General features: G+C 40.9%; 21 protein-coding genes and 1 pseudogene. 3 read left to right on the top strand and 19 right to left on the bottom strand.

Annotation, left to right across the window (positions count from 1 at the left end):
- Positions 1 to 84: 84 nt before the first annotated feature.
- Positions 85 to 366 (top strand): ATP-binding protein, encoded by a 282-nt coding sequence (locus tag J8Z24_RS07615; protein WP_252095557.1) that lies wholly within the window; start codon positions 85 to 87, stop codon positions 364 to 366.
- A 213-nt stretch (positions 367 to 579) separates the two neighbouring features.
- Here the strand turns inward: J8Z24_RS07615 and J8Z24_RS07610 are convergent, their stop codons facing one another.
- The 6 genes and pseudogenes from J8Z24_RS07610 to J8Z24_RS07585 form a co-directional block, all read right to left on the bottom strand.
- Positions 580 to 1,122, bottom strand: a complete 543-nt coding sequence (locus J8Z24_RS07610; protein WP_252095556.1) for an acyl-CoA thioester hydrolase/BAAT C-terminal domain-containing protein — start codon at positions 1,120 to 1,122, stop codon at positions 580 to 582.
- A complete protein-coding gene (locus J8Z24_RS07605) occupies positions 1,112 to 1,435 on the bottom strand; it encodes a hypothetical protein (RefSeq protein WP_252095555.1) in 324 nt (107 codons plus the stop codon). Before J8Z24_RS07605 ends, J8Z24_RS07610 begins: the two co-directional genes overlap by 11 nt.
- A 16-nt stretch (positions 1,436 to 1,451) precedes the next feature.
- Entirely contained in the window at positions 1,452 to 2,150 is a 699-nt protein-coding gene (locus J8Z24_RS07600; protein ID WP_252095554.1) for a LytR/AlgR family response regulator transcription factor, read from the bottom strand.
- Complete coding sequence (locus J8Z24_RS07595; protein ID WP_252095553.1) at positions 2,144 to 3,166, bottom strand: sensor histidine kinase; 1,023 nt, start codon at positions 3,164 to 3,166, stop codon at positions 2,144 to 2,146. The genes J8Z24_RS07600 and J8Z24_RS07595 overlap by 7 nt, the downstream gene beginning before the upstream one ends.
- A gap of 726 nt (positions 3,167 to 3,892) precedes the next feature.
- Positions 3,893 to 4,528: a LysE family translocator gene (locus J8Z24_RS07590; RefSeq protein WP_252095552.1), complete on the bottom strand. Its 636-nt coding sequence runs from the start codon at positions 4,526 to 4,528 to the stop codon at positions 3,893 to 3,895.
- Between the two features lie 175 nt (positions 4,529 to 4,703).
- A pseudogene (locus tag J8Z24_RS07585) lies at positions 4,704 to 5,475 on the bottom strand (HAD-IIB family hydrolase).
- A gap of 138 nt (positions 5,476 to 5,613) precedes the next feature.
- Here J8Z24_RS07585 and J8Z24_RS07580 point away from each other — a divergent pair.
- On the top strand, positions 5,614 to 6,438 hold the full coding sequence (locus tag J8Z24_RS07580) for an AraC family transcriptional regulator (protein WP_225740724.1): 825 nt from the start codon (positions 5,614 to 5,616) through the stop codon (positions 6,436 to 6,438).
- A gap of 100 nt (positions 6,439 to 6,538) precedes the next feature.
- On the opposite strand, the gene J8Z24_RS07575 is transcribed toward J8Z24_RS07580, so the two are convergent.
- From J8Z24_RS07575 to J8Z24_RS21835, 9 genes are all read right to left on the bottom strand, one after another.
- Positions 6,539 to 7,099: a hypothetical protein gene (locus J8Z24_RS07575; RefSeq protein ID WP_252095551.1), complete on the bottom strand. Its 561-nt coding sequence runs from the start codon at positions 7,097 to 7,099 to the stop codon at positions 6,539 to 6,541.
- 202 nt (positions 7,100 to 7,301) lie between these two features.
- Positions 7,302 to 7,886, bottom strand: coding sequence for a GNAT family N-acetyltransferase (locus tag J8Z24_RS07570; RefSeq protein WP_252095550.1), 585 nt, complete (start codon positions 7,884 to 7,886; stop codon positions 7,302 to 7,304).
- A gap of 119 nt (positions 7,887 to 8,005) precedes the next feature.
- Complete coding sequence (locus J8Z24_RS07565; RefSeq protein WP_252095549.1) at positions 8,006 to 9,238, bottom strand: DUF418 domain-containing protein; 1,233 nt, start codon at positions 9,236 to 9,238, stop codon at positions 8,006 to 8,008.
- 4 nt (positions 9,239 to 9,242) lie between these two features.
- Complete coding sequence (locus tag J8Z24_RS07560) at positions 9,243 to 10,589, bottom strand: M23 family metallopeptidase (RefSeq protein ID WP_252095548.1); 1,347 nt, start codon at positions 10,587 to 10,589, stop codon at positions 9,243 to 9,245.
- 1 nt (position 10,590) lies between these two features.
- Positions 10,591 to 11,916, bottom strand: coding sequence for a M23/M56 family metallopeptidase (locus J8Z24_RS07555; RefSeq protein ID WP_252095547.1), 1,326 nt, complete (start codon positions 11,914 to 11,916; stop codon positions 10,591 to 10,593).
- A 9-nt stretch (positions 11,917 to 11,925) separates the two neighbouring features.
- A complete protein-coding gene (locus tag J8Z24_RS07550) occupies positions 11,926 to 12,309 on the bottom strand; it encodes a BlaI/MecI/CopY family transcriptional regulator (RefSeq protein ID WP_125254117.1) in 384 nt (127 codons plus the stop codon).
- A gap of 246 nt (positions 12,310 to 12,555) precedes the next feature.
- Entirely contained in the window at positions 12,556 to 16,257 is a 3,702-nt protein-coding gene (locus J8Z24_RS07545; protein WP_252095546.1) for a S8 family serine peptidase, read from the bottom strand.
- A 253-nt stretch (positions 16,258 to 16,510) separates the two neighbouring features.
- A complete protein-coding gene (locus J8Z24_RS07540) occupies positions 16,511 to 17,221 on the bottom strand; it encodes a GNAT family N-acetyltransferase (RefSeq protein ID WP_252095545.1) in 711 nt (236 codons plus the stop codon).
- Positions 17,205 to 17,333 (bottom strand): hypothetical protein, encoded by a 129-nt coding sequence (locus J8Z24_RS21835; protein ID WP_286037145.1) that lies wholly within the window; start codon positions 17,331 to 17,333, stop codon positions 17,205 to 17,207. Before J8Z24_RS21835 ends, J8Z24_RS07540 begins: the two co-directional genes overlap by 17 nt.
- Positions 17,334 to 17,562: 229 nt before the next feature.
- Here J8Z24_RS21835 and J8Z24_RS07535 point away from each other — a divergent pair, with 229 nt between their 5' ends.
- Positions 17,563 to 18,249: a hypothetical protein gene (locus J8Z24_RS07535; protein ID WP_252095544.1), complete on the top strand. Its 687-nt coding sequence runs from the start codon at positions 17,563 to 17,565 to the stop codon at positions 18,247 to 18,249.
- Between the two features lie 232 nt (positions 18,250 to 18,481).
- Here J8Z24_RS07535 and J8Z24_RS07530 read toward each other — a convergent pair whose 3' ends face one another.
- The 4 genes from J8Z24_RS07530 to J8Z24_RS07515 all read right to left on the bottom strand — a co-directional run bounded on the left by J8Z24_RS07530 (position 18,482) and on the right by J8Z24_RS07515 (position 20,397).
- Positions 18,482 to 18,862 carry a hypothetical protein gene (locus tag J8Z24_RS07530; protein WP_252095543.1) on the bottom strand — a complete coding sequence of 127 codons (381 nt, stop codon included), beginning with the start codon at positions 18,860 to 18,862 and terminating at the stop codon, positions 18,482 to 18,484.
- A 1-nt stretch (position 18,863) separates the two neighbouring features.
- The gene (locus J8Z24_RS07525; protein WP_252095542.1) at positions 18,864 to 19,478 is read right to left on the bottom strand and encodes a hypothetical protein; all 615 of its coding nucleotides are present in this window, start codon (positions 19,476 to 19,478) and stop codon (positions 18,864 to 18,866) included.
- Positions 19,479 to 19,578: 100 nt separating this feature from the next.
- Complete coding sequence (locus tag J8Z24_RS07520) at positions 19,579 to 20,223, bottom strand: DUF6058 family natural product biosynthesis protein (protein ID WP_252095541.1); 645 nt, start codon at positions 20,221 to 20,223, stop codon at positions 19,579 to 19,581.
- Entirely contained in the window at positions 20,224 to 20,397 is a 174-nt protein-coding gene (locus tag J8Z24_RS07515; RefSeq protein WP_241651574.1) for a hypothetical protein, read from the bottom strand. It abuts the gene before it with no gap.
- Positions 20,398 to 20,674: the final 277 nt, after the last annotated feature.

Here is a 20,674-nt window from a genome sequence, read left to right as displayed (position 1 = left end):
TAGAATTAGAGATAGACGAAAATGGTGAGATGTTTGCAGGCGATCAGTCTTCTATTCACATCATGATCAAAAATCTTATCGAGAATGCGTTACGCCATAGCAGCAGAAGGTGCACTAATAAAAGTACATGCGTCAGGAAACAGTATTTCGGTGATGGACAGCGGGCCTGGAATTGACATTCAAAACTACGAAAAGATCTTTGAACGTTTTTGGCGCAAAGAGCAATCATCAATGACCGGAAGCGGCCTTGGCCTTGCGATCGTAAAAGAAGTGGTAGATTTACATCATGCCACTTTAGACGTTACCTGCAAGAACACACTTGGTGGCGCAACATTCAGTGTCACCTTCTCAACACTAAACTCGTAACTAACCTGAGGCTTAGATAAAAAACAGCTAACCCATTTTTTAATATCACATTAAATTATACCCTTATCTAGCTAGACAGTTTTGGGAATAACACCGCTTCCGCGTCCTACTCTCGCTACGGTGCCTACATCCTGTAAGCAAGGTGAATTTACGCAGTTAGCGCTAAAACTGGCTGCTAGAAAGGCATTAATTACGAAGATTAGGTGGTATTTTTTAACGGGCCATACAAGTATCAACCAATGTCTGATGTAAAAACTGGTTAACTTGTGTTTGCACTTCTTTATTGAAACTATAGTGCCCGCCATCCATTGCAATATGTTCAAATGGATAAGAAAATTTGGCTGTTTGTAGACTCGACTCTATATGCTGTGACATTTGATAAGATGGCCAGATCTCGTCATGTTTTGCCGACACCAGTAATATTGGTCCATTGATTTTTTCTACAGGGATCTTTGCCGCTGCAACGGCTTCTGCACTCGCCTCACTCAGTGCTTGATTAAAAGCTGGAGTAAACTCTCCTGTGATATTGCCTTTTTGCATTTTCCATGAGAGTAAGGGCGCATCAATATAATCAAGTGGTGTCCCATTTAGCGACCAACTTGGGCGAGACGAAAGTGTTTTAACTGCATTCCAGCTAACATGGCTGGGCATTACTGAAACAACATGATTAATTTCATCAAAGTGTGCGCCTAACAATAGTGCAAGTTCAGCCCCCTTGGAGAAACCATAAACTGCGACACATTTTTCATCTATCATGGGATCTTTTCGTCAGCGTGATTATTCGATCAGCAATTTTATTCAGCGATAATTCTGCCGCACTGCTTGGCGTGTTTTGAGTACCGTAATATCCCATTGCGGCAACAGATACACCAATGTCATTAAAACTATCAAGAAAAGGTCGCCAATGGGGAGCTGAGAGTGTATTTCCCCCTTCACTTCCCCCCAGTACAACGACCAAAGGCCGGGGTTGACCCTCTTGTATAAACTGCTTCTTCACATCGGGCTGCGCATCATTTGAACAAGCCGCAAGTAACCCTACCAAAGCCAATGGCATAATAAATTTCATCATGTTAATTCCTAACTATTTAACTGATCAGTTTTTGTTTGAGTATTTTTGCGCCGTTTCGGCTCGTGATAACTTGCTGGTTGCTACCACGTAATTTCACCAAATAACCCCCCGTGACCCAACGTTCAAACGAGGCGATGGCTTCTTGATTAATAACGGTGTCGCGGTGGACTCTTAAAAATCGCGCGGGTAATTGAGCTTGTAACTCATCCAATGACCCCTCTAACGGAAAGTGTTGATCGGCGCAATAAGCGTAGGCTTGACCAAACTCAAGCTTGATGACATCAATACGGTTAGTGTCAATCAATACGATTTTCCCTGCCACTTTACTCGGTAATTTTATGTCTACAGGTGTGCTCGCGATCGCATCTACTCTGGATAACGCTAATGACAGTCGCTCGTTATTATATGGTTTAAGTAAATAATCAACTGCACCAAGTGTGAAAGCATCAACAGCAAACTTGCTATGTGCTGTGGTAAAAATTATTGCCCCCATAAAAACCGTGGCCTTAAGTTTTACGGCCAAAGCCATGCCATTGATACTTGGTAGGTTAATATCAACAAATAGCAAATCGATATTGCCATTGTTGCCGCTATTTAAGAATGCGATTGGATCCCTGTATGTGCCAACGACTTTATGTGTAGATACTAGTGATAGCTGCATAAGCAATTTTTCTATTGCGGGTTGCTCATCTTCAATGATGACGATATTTAACATACTTGCCCGTTCCTTTTTAATCTAAAGCGTACAACGGCACCAGCGGATCTTTCTTCGTTGCTTAGTTCCAACTCTGTACTTGCTTCTAGGCGAAGTCGAGATCGAGTAATTGAGAGCCCTAAGCCGGCTTTCTCTGGCTGTGCCAAGAGTGCGCCACTAAACCCTACACCATTGTCTCTCACCTCAAAAAGTACCTCATCGCCTTCAGCTGCAATCAACACTTTGATATTCAGTGGATTTACCTTTGCATGCTTTATGGCATTTTCTAAAATAGGTTGTAGGAGCATTGCCGGCATTTCCTCGTTAATTAAGGATTCATCGACTTCAAATGTAATCGAAAGGTTTTCACCAAACCGGCAAGTTTCAATTTCAACCCATTGATTTAAGTTCACTAATTCATCGGCTATCGTTACCATTTTTGCATCTTCTTCCGTTACCACAGAATGCCTTAATGAATAACGTAATACAGCAGCTAGGTTATGAATAAGCACACCTGCAGTCTCGGGATGATGTTTTAAAAACGCAGAAATCGTATTGAGACTATTAAACATAAAATGTGGATTTAATTGGCTGTGTAGTAGTCTGATCTCGGCGAGCTGCCGAAGTTGCTTTTCTTGTTTTAAATGACGTTGAGAAAGATAAAACGTAGTCGCAACAAAAATACCCGCAGACCAAGGTAGTGCAATCGCTGCGGCTTCAAACAAGGCAAAAGTTTGCGTATTTACCAAAAGGCTTCTAAGTACACCCCACGACATGCAACCAAGCACCATAAAGCAATAAAAAATCGTATATTGCAGTGGCCAGTTAGAGAGCTTGAAGCGCTGAACACCGAGATAACTTAACACCATTGGCAGCCAGTAAAGACAAATCACGGCGAGAATCGATGATAGTAAAATATTCACCGAAAGGTGCATTCCTCTTTGCACCCAGTCAGTTAAACTAATAGCAAGGCTGATAGCCGCGATGCTTGCGAGCATCACGAACTGCTCTTTTGGCCGTAAAATAAGATCTACCATAATAAATACAAGTTGCTACCTATATTTTTATAGTACTCAACTGAAGTGAAAAAGCATGTAGATTATTGCTAAATGGTCATTTTTTAATGCTGATTGGTTGGTTGTTTAATTATTGAACGCGCTTGAATAGGTTGAGCCTCAAAAATAGCGCCTTTTTATCGGTGCGAATACATTTCCACGTAAGCTCGACTAACTCTAAATAAGACTTGAGTTCAAAAAATACTGAAACTAATGACACCCACCGCTTATAATAGTGGGTGTCGGAATTGTTTACGCTTAATCAAATTTGGCAGTTGCATAAGTGCCATACTTGGCCGTGTAACAGCAACTTCATATTTTAAACCTAATTGTGATAACAGCCGCTCGTCCAACTCGTATTTAGACAAAAACGCGTTAGAGCTTAAGGTCTAACACACTCAATATAGACTAGAATAGGTATCTTAAACCCTTAAACCCTGATGATGTGCCACCAACGGTGGTTGACATTTTATGGCTTCTGATTCAATTGCCAATCAATATAATTTTGTGGCGCTAGATCAATTTCGATTACATATTCTGCAACAAAGGTAATCTCTGCGCCAAACCCTAACTATACTCTTTCTTCGTTCAGTTCAATGCAATAAGGTTAAAATCCGAGTATAATTATAAACTTATCGAAAAAAACTTCAGATATAATTAAATTAGAAAAAATAATTCAGGGAAGGCCAATAAGAGCTAAATGCAGTGTTAGATCTTGAAGCCATCCGCGACAAACTTACTGCCCAATGATCCCATTATTAAACCTGAACCTTTATTGATTATTGACTGAAACCGCAAATAACGAGCTTGCGCTTTTGAGCTTGATAGCACCACAGCAACTCCAAAGTACCACGAAAAATTTAAGACGAACACACCGACAACCAATATTAATGTTGTGTAATCTGGCACTCTAGCAGGAAGCATCGCTGCAAACACACTACTAAAAACTATTGCAGTTTTTGGATTGCTTAACTGTGTTGCTAACCCTAAAGTTACAGCTTTAATATGAGCAGGGTTGCTAGATACTTCAGACTCAACATAACAGGCTTTATTTTTGCCTACTCGCCACATCTGTAATCCTAGATAACAGAGATATAAACCACCAAAAATTTTGAATGTCACGTAAAGCTGAGGCACTGATTGAAAAAGTGTTATGAGCCCGATTGATGCTATTAATGCAAATGTACTAGCACCCAATGCTAAGCCGCTGGCGATACAAATGGCTTCAATTCGAGACTTTGCCATAGCAGTTTGCGCAACTAAAATAAACGATGGCCCGGGTGTCATTGCTCCAATGAGTAATAGACTAGCTATAGGGAATAGGAATAAATATTGCTCCGACATTAATATACATCTCCTTTTTGAATGATGTAGTGGATCCTAATACCGCCAAAATATAGACGAGGAAATTATTCAGGTACACACCAAAAAATATTTATCCACTTGATAGTAATACTCATTAGATATTGTAGGAAAAGTGAAGGCATCCAACTGATTTCCTGATTCCCCTTAAGCTATTTTAGTGATTATAACTCAGGCTTTTTATAATATCTGCTACTACATCTAGGACACAATCAAATGAACAGCGGTAACTTGCTTTACCATAAGAGTCAGTCTCTCCAACGAAAATCGATATTTTCGATTTATCTAACATGTCAAAGTCGTTGTAGTCGTTACCTATTGCCAAAGTGTTCTCGAACTCGACGCCTAGTTTTATCAAGAGCTTTAGCCTTGTTCGTTTTAATGGGTGTTAAGTCAAAAAAGTTGTCATAAGTATGGGTATGAAGGCTACATTTCAGATTATTAGACAAAACAAACTGTTCGATATCTTTTTTTACTTGTGAGCAGAGAATTAAGAGCTTGGTAACACCATTCGTAATGATATCTTCCTCCGACACTCTAAAATCTGATAGTGATTCAATATAACCGTGGAACTCATGCTTCTTTTGTGAAAATGCATACTTCCATTCACCATCAATAATATAGGGAGCCGATTTAGCTTTTAAAAGATCGAGTATCGGTCCAATTGCTTCATAGGGAAATTGGTTTGAAAAAATCATATCCCCATGTTTCCATGCTTGTCCACCATTACAACCGATAAATGTAGCACCTCTCAACTCTTCTGGTACTAACGGCAGCATATCTCTAATTGGCCTGGCTGATGCAAAAAACAAATTATAACCCGATGTAAGCCTTTCTATATCTTTAGCCTTTTGGCTATCTAGTGGCTTACCGTGCTTAACGATGGTTCCGTCCAAGTCGAAAACAATATTTAGATTCTCATTACCCATGCGAGTGACCTTTATAAATTAAAAATATGTACGAGAGTAAAAATTTAGCTATTTATTTTGTTAGCTAGTCCTTAACTTTAACGACTACCCATGGTAATTTTGGTGGTTTAAGCTCACCTTATGGAGGTTTTGGCTCAAATGGCAAATATCAAGTTAACTCGTTTTTCACCAAACCGTTCGATCCGAGTTCATCACTTAAAAAATAGTTCTCCAATGTTTGAACTCCATGCTCATGACAGTTATGAATTAATAATGCTGACTAATTGTAAAGGAAAGCGCTATATCGGTGATTCAGTATCTAGAACAGAGGGAAGTGAGCTACTTCTCATTCCCCCATATGTGCGACATACATGGGATTGTGAAAGTAAAGCTCAAGATATCGTAGTTGTGTTATTTGGAAATGAGCTACTCGACACCTCCATCCCAGAGCTTCAACCTACTATGCATTGGCTAAAGACTATTAATCAGGTGGTTGCTTTATCGCTCGATACAAAATGTAAAGAATCTCTATATAAAACACCTATGTTAGAAATGAAGCGATCTAATTCAGTCGAACAAGTAACCAAAGTGATTAGTATTCTGAACTCCCTACGCACCAGTTGTGATAAAACTGAGTCGTATATAACAGCCACTCCACAAACCTGGATACCTAGACTTATAGAGTATATTAGTGCTGATGAAGTTCGTTCTTTTACTGATTGTGCCTCGACACTAAATGTGAGTGAGTCATCTTTGAAGAGATTGTTAAAGAAAGAATTAGATACTAACTTTACCGAATTGTATCGGCATATCAGAATTAAGAAAGCTCAGAGGTTATTGGCGAGAACATCCATTCCGATTTCGATTATTGCGGAGCAAAGTAATTTCAACTCCATTCGCTCATTTAATGAAGCGTTTAAGATATATAGCTCGTTGACACCTAAACAGTTTAGAATTGAGTACCAATGGCGTTTAAACTGGTAGCTACCTATTTTCCATTTATCGCACGACTAAATGATACATTTTCTGTTCTGGCTCACTTGTATAAATAAACCAAATATAAATAAACCAAAGACACCCACCACTAATGACAGTAGGTATCTGTATTGTTTTTTGACAAGTTTGTATGCGGGGAATAACATACAAGCTTATCATCTGGATTGTAACACCGATCTATTTGGCCATCATTATCACTGTCATGTGGGTGTGTATACTCTGGGTTAGAGTCTGGCGGACACTGATTTACTTGCTCGCTAAATTCAGAGACAGCCCCGTAATCGTGTACGCCTGACACAGGCGGATTAATATGCGCTTTTCTCCATGTCGTCGTATAATTTACGACAAACTTTTTAGTTTTATCACCTGTACCAACAAAGTAGCCACCGGAATTTGTTGTTACAACATATGAATTGGTATCGGCTTTGTCATGCTCTGATAAAAGCCAATTTGAACAGATACTTAAGTCTACTTTTGCTGGCGTAGTATTCCCACCGTAAAACTTTCCAAATATAACGCACCAATACGAAAGTACTTCAACCGTTTCTGGTTCAACCCACTGAGCATCATCTGGATAACCTATCGGTTGTTCATTTGCCGAAAGATCAAAAAAAGCGAAGATTAATAGAAAAGAAACAAATAAGCGCATATCAACTTCCTATGTCGAAATAAGTTATAAACAGCACCAAATCTAAAGGACATTCAACATATAATCAATACAATACTGACGCTCACTTTGTGAACTAGGCTCGTTCAAATTGTGAAACTAATGACCCCCACAACTAATAACAGTGACTAAAGAACAAGTTACTATCTTGATCTCAGGTTAATTTAATAGCCAACCTCCATACTCAAGGTCGCCAGTGCATTGTTGTTGCGCCACTAAAGCCAACTAACCACTCAAGATAAGAAAAGTCGTCGTGGTGGGAAGCAACAAACCCCGTTCTTAAATACAGTTGTTTTGCTTTTGGATTGTTATCAATGACATCGAGCCGTAACGTCTTGAAACCATTTTCGCGCGTGTAATTTTGCACTGCATGCAGTAAAGCCGTGCCGATCCCCTTACCTCTCGCTTGCTTGGATACCGCAATTCCGTCCATTACCAACTCATGTTGTGCAGGTGCTCTATCAAATAAAGAAAAAATAGCAGCCGCTTTTATTGCGCCGAAAAAGCCAAGCACCTCTTTTAACACAGCAAAGTCTATGTTTGAGGTAAAACCTTTTTTCGCATCTTGAAAGCCTGCGATACCCAGCAAGTTTTCACCTTCAAAAGCCCCAAAAGCGTACTCTGTCACAAAGCTCTTGGCGATGATTGCAACCAGTTTATCCCTGTCTGCAACAGCTGCCTTGAACTTGCGACCAAACGCTTCAATATATAGCTCTGCCGCGGCCTGCACATGTCTACTATGCCACCCTCTTACTATTTTTAATTCCATACTTTTTATTCATGCGTTACAAAGCTTTATATTAAATTTAAAACATTAGAATTAATAAGTTAAAGTTTGTAAAAAATAGTATAACGCAGTTTATGAGCCACCACGTTCAGAGCACAGTTTTACGCCCTAGCATCGTCATTCAATTGTCTGAGCTTAGCAGTGAGTGTACGCCATACTTTCTCTAGTGGGCCTTGGGTAAAGAAACGTCCGTATATCATATTTAGCATAATTTGGCACAACACCATCAGGATCCACAGGACTAATAGCTCACTACGACTATAGGTATTATAAAAGTCAAAGCCGTAGAATATGATCACCAGTACAATTGATTGCAGAATATAGTTACTCAGCGCAAATCTTCCGACTAAATTTATTGGCTTGAGCCACCGCAGCTTGCAGAGGAAACGATTATAAAGCAAAGATAAAACAACAATGTAAACTAGCGCCTGAAGTTCTCTATTTAACACAACCAACATTTGCTTTGAATAGGATAGTATTGGTATATGAGGGTGTAATAACCAGTGAAAATAGCGTTGATGAGAGGCATATATTGACACTACCACTAACCCAATAAAGGCAGCCACCACGAGCGGGCTTAGTTTTTTGGCGCTAAAGAATCCACTTTGAAACAACAGCGCTCCTATCAACATCATCATCAATGTTGACCAAAAGATGCTGGAATAAAATAGCTTACCTTTATGAACTTGCGGTGTACTGAAATTATCAAGCCAATGTGCTTGCAGTGTTGGCTGGTGTTCAAGTTCACTATGCCTTGGGAGCTTTTGTTTGACTCTATTTTCCCAACGCGAAATACTTCTATGCTGCTTGCTTAAACGCTGCGCCTTTTCAACGCTTTGTGCTACTACATATGCTTGATACTGTGCGTTAGTTCGCTCTGCTTTGGCATAACCAAAAAGCAATATAAAGCTAATACAAACGACAATACTGACTTTTATCACCGCTGAGCCAAGCAAAATTATCATTAACGCCACAATACCAATCACAGCATAGTGATAAAGGATATCTCCACTCCAAATAAAATAAGCATGCGTACAGCCAATAATAAACAATACCAGTAATCGTGAGGCGCTGAGTGTTATTGCAGATTGTAGCGGCTGTTTTTGAATTATCATTGTCAACCCAACACCAAACAAGGCTGCCAATAAACCATAAAACTTACCTTGAGCAACAAAATAGACCCAATACCGCACCTTACTGTCAAGTTCCGTCATAAAGCCATACTGATAGCTGCCCCAAGGGTTTGGATAAGCAAAGCTTTCTATATTTATCAGTAAAATGCACAGAATAGCTACGCCACGAAGAAAGTCTAAACTATTGATCCTTGTCGTCATTTTATTATTCACCGACTTGTAACTGTTCAACATTATCTATTTGACTAGCAATACGAGAGTCCTTGTCATTAAGCGGGTCGGAAACCTGTGCCACATATGCAATAAAGCGCTTGAGCTGTTTACCTTCCAACTTGATATATTTTGGCTGTTTGAGAGTAAGCGGATTAATTGCCTTGCCGTCTTTGTGCACCTCATAATGTAAGTGACGTGCTTGTGAAAGACCGGTATTTCCCAAGTAGCCAATCACCTCACCTTGCTTTACTTTAGCTCCGGCTTTAATCCCTTTGGCAAACTCTTTTAAGTGAGCATAAAGCGTTTGATAACCGTTACCATGTGCCAAAATAATACGATTGCCAAAGCTTCCTCCCCAGTTGGCCTTGATCACCTCTCCTGATCCGGCCGCCATAATAGGCGTGCCAATCGGCGCACCAAAATCTATGCCTTGGTGCATACGTGTATAGCCAAGCACGGGATGGTGACGTTTACCAAAACTGGAAGATAACCTTGCTCCATTGAGTGGTGTTTTCATCAAAAAGCTCTGTGCGAGCCTGCCGTCTTCATGGTAAAAAGCAGACATTCCTGACTCATCAGAAAACTGATAAAGTCGATACTCTTCTTTTCCTGATAGCAGCGCAACATGCTGTAGATGCGTGGCTATGTCGCTTTTCTCTGCAAGCCTAGAGGTTAATAGCAACGATTTTTGCTGATAAACAAAGTCAATTTGATCACCTGCATATATTTCTCGCTGGAAATCAACCAGGTGTGACAGCGCAATAATACCCTGATTGATAATATCGTTAGGGACTCCTGCTTTGCTTGCATCAACAAAAAAGCTGGATTCAACTACTGTTGAGAGTCGTTTGGTACGCGTAACGGTTTCAAGATTCTCAAGTGATGCCTGCCACCCATCTTTAGCTCTTTTTATCTCTATTAGCTTTGCAAAATCGAGCTCAAAACGAATAAGTTCAACCTCGCCCTCGCCCTCGCGCAATGCAACTTCAATTGCCTGTCCAGCCTTGAGCTTGGTTAAAGAGGTCCAAGTCGCGACTGACTGTTCAACTAGCCAACTATCTCGGTCACTAAATGCGAATGGCGCAAGCAAAGTAGTTAAGCTCTCACCTGACTTGAGCTTGAGAAGCAACCACTGCTTGTCATTTTTGTTGTCGTTCGTCACTTCTGATGAGGTAGAGCTTAAATTGGGGAGGTGTAGCTCACCGGCGCTAGTTGTAACGGTAGGAACTGCTGCTGTTTTACTAGACTGCACTGACAGGCTTTCATTTGATGACTTAGGTTGCTTTGAGCAGCCGGATACCGCCAACAGAATGATGGCTAATAAGTATTTTTTTGGCATATTAAATTTCCAACCGCTTTAGGGGATCAATACGAGTATTCTGATGAAGTATTTCCAAATGTAAGTGCGGTCCGGTTACTCTGCCAGTTTCACCAATAGTGCCTATCATTTCACCTTTTAACACCTTTTCACCTACCGCTACGTCTATACTATCTAAATGCGCATATAAACTTTGATAACCGTTATCGTGCTGGATCAATACAACTTTTCCATAATTCTTCGCCAGCGTGGTATTGTCAGCAACCGTTACAATACCACCTGCAACCGTCATCACTGAGTCGCCAGTACTTCCTGCAAAATCAACACCTTGGTGTGCTTTATTGTGACGAAAGCTAGAAATATGACCAAAGTGTGATGTTATCATTGGATTTTCTACCGGCCATTGCCACGTTGTGCTGTTTGATATTGTTACTCTCGCCCATTGCAGGTTGCCATAGGCCAATACAGAACAAGACAAGATAAAGAAAGCGAACAAAGGCCAATTATTAGGCTTGCTCTGAGGTTTTAAAATAACGGTAAAACGCTTTTTATAATCATCAAGCGTGAGTGAATTTGATGCAAAGCTGGCGGCAATATCTACTGGCGTCTGCATCTTTACACGCTTTAGCGAGTTAATCAAAGCCCGGCTATATACCAGCGGTTCAATCTGGTACCGAGCAATCGTCAACTCATCACATCGATATTCCATCGCTCGAATAAAGCTTTGCTCCATCTTGGCAATAAATGGATTAAACCACGCTATCACACAGCACAAACGCCACACCATAACCGCAATATGATCGCCTTTATTGACGTGTGTTAGCTCATGAAATATCAACGCTTCTTGTTCATCCTTAGGTAAATCTTCAAATTCCATTGGTAAATATATCTTTGGTTTTAACAAGCCAAACACAAACGGTGAGCAGGTGATTGGTAACTGATACAACGCTTGGGAATAAGACTCAACTCTTGATGCGCTGAGACAAAGACATTTGATACGTCTGTACTGTGTGAGCAGCACCCCTAAATGGAAAATCAGCCCCACACAATATACAATCGCTAAAGTCGTGAATAATACTTCTAACCAAGGCAGTGTGACTCGTACGTTTCTTGTCATTGCAATTAACGGCTCGGCATATTGTTGTAAATTGTCATGTAGTAGCACTGACGGTATCGCTTCTTGTTGCTCAAGAAATTCAAAAGGCAAAAAAGGGACAAACGTGACGGCAAGCAATCCCCACCATAGCCTTTTGCTCTGGAAGTAATATACACAAAGAGATACCCCTACCACATAACTCAATCCAGTTAAGGCAACCCACAACAATACAGAAAGTAATATTAATTCCATTTCTGAAGCCTACTCTGGATCGCGCTTGTCATTATTTGCCAATGAATTTAGCATCGCTTCCAATTCGTCGAGCTCATCAGCTTCAATTAGGTTGCTGTCAGAAAACATAGCAACAGGAAGTGGTGCGTCGAGCTCCATCACTTGCTTTGCAAATTCTTGCGCATACAAAGCAAGCGTTGGTACTTTGGCTAAGGTTGCGGTATAAATTTTTTTGTTACCTTGTTTTTGCTCCGCAAGGTAGCCCTTCTCACACATTCTTTCCAGTGTCTTTCTTGTCGATGAATAGCTCCAGTTTAGCTTTGACTCTATTTCAGCATGAATTTCCTTGCCGGTTCTTGGTGCTTGACGCCATAAAATTTTCAAAATTACCAACTCGGTAGCATTTGGTTTCATGCTCCCTCCTATGTAGTGCGACATTTGTCACAGAATACCAAAATAAAAAATGCGACACAAGTCGCACTTTTTATTTTGGTATTCTGTATTTATTATTTTTATAGCAAAAGTAGATGTAACCCATTGATAGAATTTACAAATGAAAAACCCCGAGCTTTGAACTCGGGGTTTAAGTTGGATAATGACTTATCTCTACAAATAGGTGTGGTTATTTCTAATCACACACTTTTGCTGAATAATGACATTTTATTTACGCAAAGAAACTGAGCTTTTGCGACGAAGTAATGCAAATGGTAATGCTAATAGCGATAACCAACCAAGAGAGCCCGAAGAACTCGATGGCGCTTCAACTGGCTTATCAACCACAGCAGGAGGGGTTGGCTCAGCCACATCAGCAACATTAATTGTCACTTTAGTCGGCGCTAGCATAAGTGTACTCTCACCAGCCGCTTTTGCCGTGTACGTGAAACTATCAACGCCAAAGAAGTCTGCCTCAGGCTTGTAAACTACTTTACCTTCTTTGATTTCGACGGTGCCATTTGCAGGAGCATCAACAACTGCAAGTGTTGCTGGGTCAAAGCCGCCTTCAGGGTTAGCGAAAGACACACTTTGCACTGCACGTTGATTTTCACCGCCTCGAGCAGTCAAGGTAACAGGGATAAGATCAATGTGCTGAGCATTATCGTTAGCTAAGACATCAATGGCTTCAGATGTTGTGTCTTCGTCCATTTCAACCATATCTGCAACACCAGCTTTAATCTGTGCATTGTCCGCAAGTTTAACCTTTACACCAAGGTTTACAGAGCCACCATTTGCATAATCATACGCAATCAGTTGTCCTGCCGCTGGCGCTGTACCTTCACCATTGTAGTATGTTTGTAGGCCAACTAACCCATTCGAGTTTTCAATACCAACGGTCGCTTTACTTGGCATTTTTGGCACTTTAACGTAGTTAAAGAAATGTTCCTCATCACCATTTAGACGGATCCACGATTGGAATGTAAACTTATCGCCAGAGTTATCTTGATATAACTGTGCATCAGCCCACTCAGTAACAAAGTAAGTTGTTACATTATCTGCATCATCGGTAAAGGATAATAATGCAACGTACACTGCTCCGCCTTCGGTTTCACTTGGGCCTTGTAGATCAAAGTCAGCCCAAAGTGGTGCAATTAAGCCATTTTGACCATTTGCTGATGGGATAGCTTCGTTTGTGCCTGTGCCACTTGCAGAGCCGTCGCCTGCAACGATAAGACCGTTAGTTGTTACAGTAATATAGTTATACTCTTTGCCCGCTAACTTAAATGTATAACCATCGCCGATTGCGCCTAAGTTAAATTTGAAATCAGCATCATCACATGTATCTTCACACCCTGGACGATACTCATCTCGAGCTTTAAGATCGATTGCCAAACCATTTTGAATTGCGCTGCTGATTGATGCCTTACCTAGGCTACCTGTCCATGCGATATGACGAGTAGGCATATCTGCACCAGCTAAAATTTGAGTACCGCTTTGCACATCGACGGTAAAGCTATCTTCAACTAGTTCAAGAGAGTTAGGTAATACTGAGTTGATTGCAACTTGACCTTCAATAGTTTCGTTCATGTAACCAACATTTACGTCAAATGCAGCTGTGTTTGACGCTCCAGAAGTCGAAACTGCCAGACCAGGTAGTGACGTCGACGCTGCAAATGCAGCCAATGGAACATGACCAACACGCTCACCAGCTTCATTGTAAGCTTCTAGTCGACCGAACTGCCATGCCTCAAATTCAGTACCTGTAATATTCAGTGTGATTGACGTGGCTTTTGCGTCGCCCTCTTCACCATAGGCTGCAAGCTCTACTGATGAGTTGATATCACCCACTGTGACACCGTCTCCAATCGCGACACCTTTAAAGTGCAGTTTCATGGCTTCGTCAGTCATATTACGAACCGTAACACTGTAATCACAGCTATCAACACACAGCGTTTCTGATAAGCCCATTTCAGAGAAAGTAACTTTAGCATCGAATGCCTTATCAAGATCTACACGTCCTGCACCCACATCAAAGCCATCAGCAGGCGTTACTTCATCTTCTTTTTTCAAGCCATCTGTTACACTGGTATTCGTCAGTGCAGACTTAATTTCTTGAGGCGTCCACTGCGGGTATTGCTGCTTCAATAGTGCGGCAGCACCTGCAATATGAGGGCCCGCCATAGATGTGCCAGAAAGTTCTGCAAAGCTTGCCATTCCGTCTACATCCAAGTGAGCTGACAAGATGTTAGTACCTGGAGCCGCCACATTTGGCTTAAAGATGGACGGATCGCCATTTGGCCCTCTTGAAGATGACTCACGCATCGAGTCGCGCGCAGCTTCACTGATTGCGGTACGGTTGACGCCATCAACAGCTAGTTGACCAGCAAAACCCTCAGCTGAGATTGCAGTAATAATGGCTTCACCATCATCTTGACTGACCATAAACGCAGGAGTTGCCTCGCCTGCTGTGTCCATAATAAATGGAGTACCTACGCGGTTATTATATATTAACACCGCTTTAGCGCCGGCATCCGTTGCATTTTTTACTTTAACGGAGAAGTTACATCCACCGCGAGAAACCACCGCGAAAGCGTCGGTAAAAGACCCAGCAGGGAAAGGTTCACAGCCTTCGACGTTGTCAGGCGAGACAGTTTTAGCTGCAACAGGCTTTGCCGAGATAGCCGTGTTATGCGGCGTATCTGAACTGCTTACATGTAAGATATTCTCACCACCATCCAATGCCATACCAGTGGTGAAGATACGACCATGATTGGTGTTAGCTACTGACAATACTGACGCTAAGTTTGCAGGGCCACCGATAGTATTAGCACCGGCACCGCCATTACCCGCTGAAACAACAGCGACCACGCCCGCTTCTTGGATATTTTCAAATACTTCTGCATACGCACTGTTCGTTGGGTCAGAGCCATAGCCACCACCCCAAGAGTTGTTGATCACGTCTGCGCCATCTTCAAGCGCATGCTCTAGCGCCTCGATCAACATGATGTTCGAACCGCCACCTTCGTACAAGGCTTTGTAACTCATTAAATACGCGCCAGGTGCAACACCACTTAGCTCTAAGTTATAACCGTCATAATCTGCTGTTACTGCCGAGCCTACTGCGGTGCCTGCTACGTGCGTGCCATGGCCGTCTTTATCAAGCGGGCTAAATGTTTGAAAATCAGGTTGTGAAAATGTAGGTGTTGAATAACGAGCAACAATCAGCTTGTTATTACAAAATGATGAATCTACAGTTCGACAGTAGTCATCTGATGGCAATGCACCTGTTGGTGCTTCCATACCAGCATCATCAAACATTGGGTTAGTCGGCACAATACCAGAGTCGATAACTGCAACTCGAATCCCCTTACCTACGCTACGGTCTCCACCAAGCTTCTCCCACACTACAGGGGCATTGATAAGAGAGAGTGAAGCGTCCATTTGCGCCTGGTAGCGCTCTTCTTTAAACACTCGCGTGACGCCAGGTAACGCCTGTAGTTGCTCGTAAATGTCTTTGTCTGACTTCACCACAACAGCATTCATTGTCGCATCAAAATGGCGGTCTACTTTTGCGCCTGGTATTGATTGAGCGAGCTTATTTGCAAATACATTACGCTCTTTTGCAAGCACTTGTCTTTGTGATTTCACGGCCTGAGACTGCATCATAAGACCGTTGCCATTGCGCTCAGCGTCAACCGCACCTTGCGTCTTGACTAACGCGTTACTTTCTAGGCGAACAATATAGTAATGTTTGCTCAATGCTTTAAGGGGGTTTGTTGGTTTAGCGTGACTGCTTTGTGTATGCTCGAACCCATTGATCCCATTCGGAATTTCTGCATTTAGGTTGACGCTCGCTTGTACACTTGTCATCGCCAACGCGCCACATACGGACGCCGCAACCATTGACAGTTTTATTTTATTTGACATTTTTTCCCCTGATTTTTTCTTATGGTAATATCGTTGCAATGAATGCAAAGGAGAAATCAATATAATGTAAACCTTAAACAGTTATCAACCGTTCAACCCTCAACTATTTTACATTCACTGTTGACAAATACAAAACAAGTCATAACTTATTATTATATAAGGAAAAGTAGTGAACTAATATTCGTAAACAAACGTAAACAAGCAATCAAAGTGTCATCTAATACTGTTTTACTTTCACCTTTTTGTTAATTTATTAGCCTATTTCGAATGAGGTTACACCAAACACTTTCTCCAGTGGCAGCTCTGGAAATTGCCCTGTGTACATTCGTGCAGTTTCAAATACAGCCGACAATCGGAATTTTTGAGCCAGCGCAATTGCCGCAGCATTGACTTCAGGCACATCTAAATAGATAGGTGAAGATTGTGGTACTTGAGATTTAAGCGCTAAAAACATTTGTTCAGCCAATTCTGGCGACTCTGCATACAACGGTGCAATTTTATAGCCAGTATGGCAAGGACGAATAACGCCGCACGCAAATAGCTTTCCCTCCTCGTAAATACCACATGCATAACTGTTTGGCTGATGGATCCAAGCTTGCAAAAACTCCGTTCTGGGCGCAGGGAAAAACTTTTCTTCATAGGCTTTAAGTACGTCAAATGAGATATCTTTTAATGAAACAAGGTTTGTAAGGTGTGGCTTATCTCCTCCTCCTATGCCCTCATAACGTATATTGCGATAAGCTAATTTAAACCCAGACTTTTCATAATTTTCTTGTTGCGCAACAACACCATCTAGGCCAATATTGCAGCTTTTTAGATATTGCATTGCGGCATGCCACATTTTTATGCCATAGCCACGACCACGATATTCAGGCTTGACGATATAAAAGCCTAAAAATCCAAAACCGCCATCATATTTAACCACAGAAATCGTCGCAATAGGCTCATCACCTAAGTACCCCATCAAAAAAACCATTTGGATCTGCGTGAAAATAGCAATACGCGTCGTTTACTCCAGGGTTCCAGCCCTCTTGCTGCGCCCACTGCACTGCCGTCTCGAGCTCTGCCAAACTCATATTTTTTAATCTTAAAAGTCCCCGCCCCCATGATATTTCTCCTATCACGTCAATGTTGTTCTAATACTGACAAATCTTTAAAGAACTTTGAACTAAACATCAATGACTTGTCAAATATAACGTCAAACTCTAAGTAAAACCCTAATTCATTGATTTAAATACAAAAAATACTTATCCTCTGCACTAAATCTACGCTTAGTTTAATCAAACCATAAAAAGGAATTGCTTTATGGCACTACATATCAAAGACTCAGCAGTCACTTATTCACCTACCCGTATTACAAAAGAAAGCAATTTTTACACGCCATTTCCCAGTAATGAACAGGTTACCTTTAACGAAAAACAACTATTGCCACTTGGGTTGCTTTCAACTACGAAGCTTGCCCAAGATGATAAAGATAACATACTGATTGCAATGCCAATTTCGATGGCAATATTTGATGGTGACGTTCCCTATATAGTTTATTCATTAACTGACCATGGTTGGCAAGTAGACGCTAGCTACTTGGAGAGTCTCAGTGATGACTTTGAAAGCTATGGTGAATATTATCAAAAAGCCGCTAGTTTCTATAAAAAACACACTTTTCTGAATATGTCACTGAATGAGGCTGAAGATGGTGAACCGTTATTTGAATTTGGTGGACAACCTGAGCTAGGTTGCAACTGGGATGCCTACTTGTGGGATGAAGAGAGTGATGATGAGACTCGCTATTTTGACGCCATAGATGAAGAGAGTGGCGATAATTACGACCACTATGCTTCCCGCGAAATTGGCTTTTTCGACGAACAAAGTGGTGTTGACTTTAGCTATCTTGGCACCTTCAGCTTTTCAATATATGTCGACGGTGGCGGAGAGGGTATTGTTTTTTATAGCGCCAAACATAAAAAAGTATTAATCATTGCCGAGTTCTCCTAGCTAACCTGCGGTGATGTTTAATTATATATTTTTTTCAATTATAAGATTTATACATGGTGATAATGTCTGATTTCAGATAATAGTTAGCATTCAAAAGAGCGCTAACTTAATACTCACCATTTTTCTTTCAGTTGACGTGCTAGGCAGTGAATTAAACACAGCTAGCACTACAATTGTTCATTAGAAAAACTTCATTATCCGAGGCTCAAGTTTGTCATCGCCCACCTCCCCGTTACTGCATCACAAGAAAAGCCTCAGAAACAACATAAGTAGTATTTTTATCTTTTATATAAACCCAGTTTCTAGAAGCTTCCATATCTAAATATACATGGTCACCAACACCATAGTCTCTTAAAGCAGTGATTGGTGTAAAAGACTGTCGTAATAGCTGACTATTGTGGGCGATTATTGTAGGTATATCTCGGCCCATTTCGATACCAATAAGTTCAAAAATATAGGTGACCACAAGGGCAAACCTCTCATACATACTGTCAAATATTCCGGGCGTTAGTTCATCTATCAACCTAAATAACCAAGGTAGTTGTACATCAACGTCTACACTTGGCTTATACTGTACGAAGTTAGGTATCCCTGTGAAGCGTTGGTCAAACACATTATATGTTCCTTTCACACTGATATTTTTTATAGCTTAGTTTTACATAAACATTTATAGGCAAACCGAGTTGATATTTTCGTAAATGTCCCACCGTTTCGATATCAAAGCCGGTTATAAACACAGGGACATCCCCATGGGCGTTAACAATTCCATCAATGAATAAACGCATCGGACTTTGAACTTTCGATTTAATATTGCGCACACGCGTGTCTGATTCTGCCGCAATCTCGTTTATTGCATCAGTGGATATTTCGCTAAAGTTATGTTCTACAACCTTGAAATGCTGATCAACTTCAGCACCCAGTTGTGCTCTTAACTCGTCAGGGAAAGTACTCTGTGTTGTTAATCCGCGAACATAGCACTCATTTTCATGTATTACCATTGGTACATTGACTCCCCCCATATTGTCGTTATGAGGTAATCCGTACGAATGACCTGCGACATAACGGCATGAATCTGACTTGTCTTGCCATCGTCTGTCTATAGTGGGAAGTGAGGGGAAGCTATTTTGTGTGAAAGCAGCAGGTGTGCTGAGAGTGTGACTTTCAGCCGATACCAAAAGTGGAATACTAAGTGAAACACTCAACAATAGCATTGATAGTATATTTTTCATCATTATCCTTGATTTGCATTATGTAAAAACCAAGAATATAGAGTATGCTTTTAAATGATAACATAAAGTTACAAATGTAACTTTATTGCTCAAGAAGTTATTATAACTCGGAAGGAGCAGGAAATTTTGCTCTCACATTTTCAATTAAACGTTTTCGAGAGCTCTGTTCACGCTCATGGGGGGCAAATTGCGTACTTGCGTCATCCAACAGGTTAATAGCTTGATGCAGCTTCACTAATTCTGTTTTGCTGAGGTCATGCTCTAAAGCGAGATATTCATTAATGATGATAATGGCAGCTTCTTTGTTGGCAATATCTTCGGGCAGCCCCGTTTTAGTACAAAGTCCATAAATGCCATCGAGAAAATACTGCCATTCGCTACTAAGATGGCTATCAATATTCCCGTTAAGCTTCGTATTTTTCGTTGTAAACCCCTGTGTTTTTAGCCTATTAATTTGCCCCTTATAACGGTGACTAAAGACATCAAATGCCTGTGCTTCATCTCTTAATTGTGAGACCACTCCAAGCCATACCAAAGCGCCTTGTGGATAAAACTCGAGGTTACTATTATCACAGTGCGCACCAAAGAAAGAATCGCATTTCAAGTTTAAGGCTAATCTATAAGCGGCTTTTGGCATCAACCGCTTTTCAATTAATTCATTTAACTCAGTTTGTGATAGCCGCGATTCGCGAAGTAAGTGTTCCTTTGTAATGAAATAGCTTTGTAGATAATGAATTAATTCCATTTACCTTTCCTCTACACTGTCGAGTTTAACTTTTGCGGTGAGTGCTGTTGCTATGATTATAAAACCGAGCAAATTGATATTAACTGAAATGTGCTCTAGGTTTAATTGAACAGTTAATAATAACCCTGATGTAAACTGAATTAAGGTATCTTCAACTTTAATGCCTATTGTCATTAGCCCCCCCAGTATCAGCGCCCACATCAATGCCTTATATTGCTGTTGATAAAGCTTAAACGACACCATTATACATATAATACTAGTTGCAAAATCAAATACTAAGATGGGAGTAGGATGAATAAAAACCCCCAAGACTGCGAACAATGATCCGCTTAGCCCGGCTATCGCTAACAGGTAAAGAGTAATTTTTGAACTAGTGTTATGCTGAGGAAATATCATTTTTATTATGTAGAGTTGGGATTTGTTAATCTTTACGGTTTAATTCTTGTTCTAC

It is taken from the genome of Pseudoalteromonas sp. SCSIO 43201 (assembly GCF_023716725.1).
GTDB lineage: Bacteria > Pseudomonadota > Gammaproteobacteria > Enterobacterales > Alteromonadaceae > Pseudoalteromonas > Pseudoalteromonas peptidolytica.
This window is presented reverse-complemented; position numbering and strand designations above follow the sequence as displayed.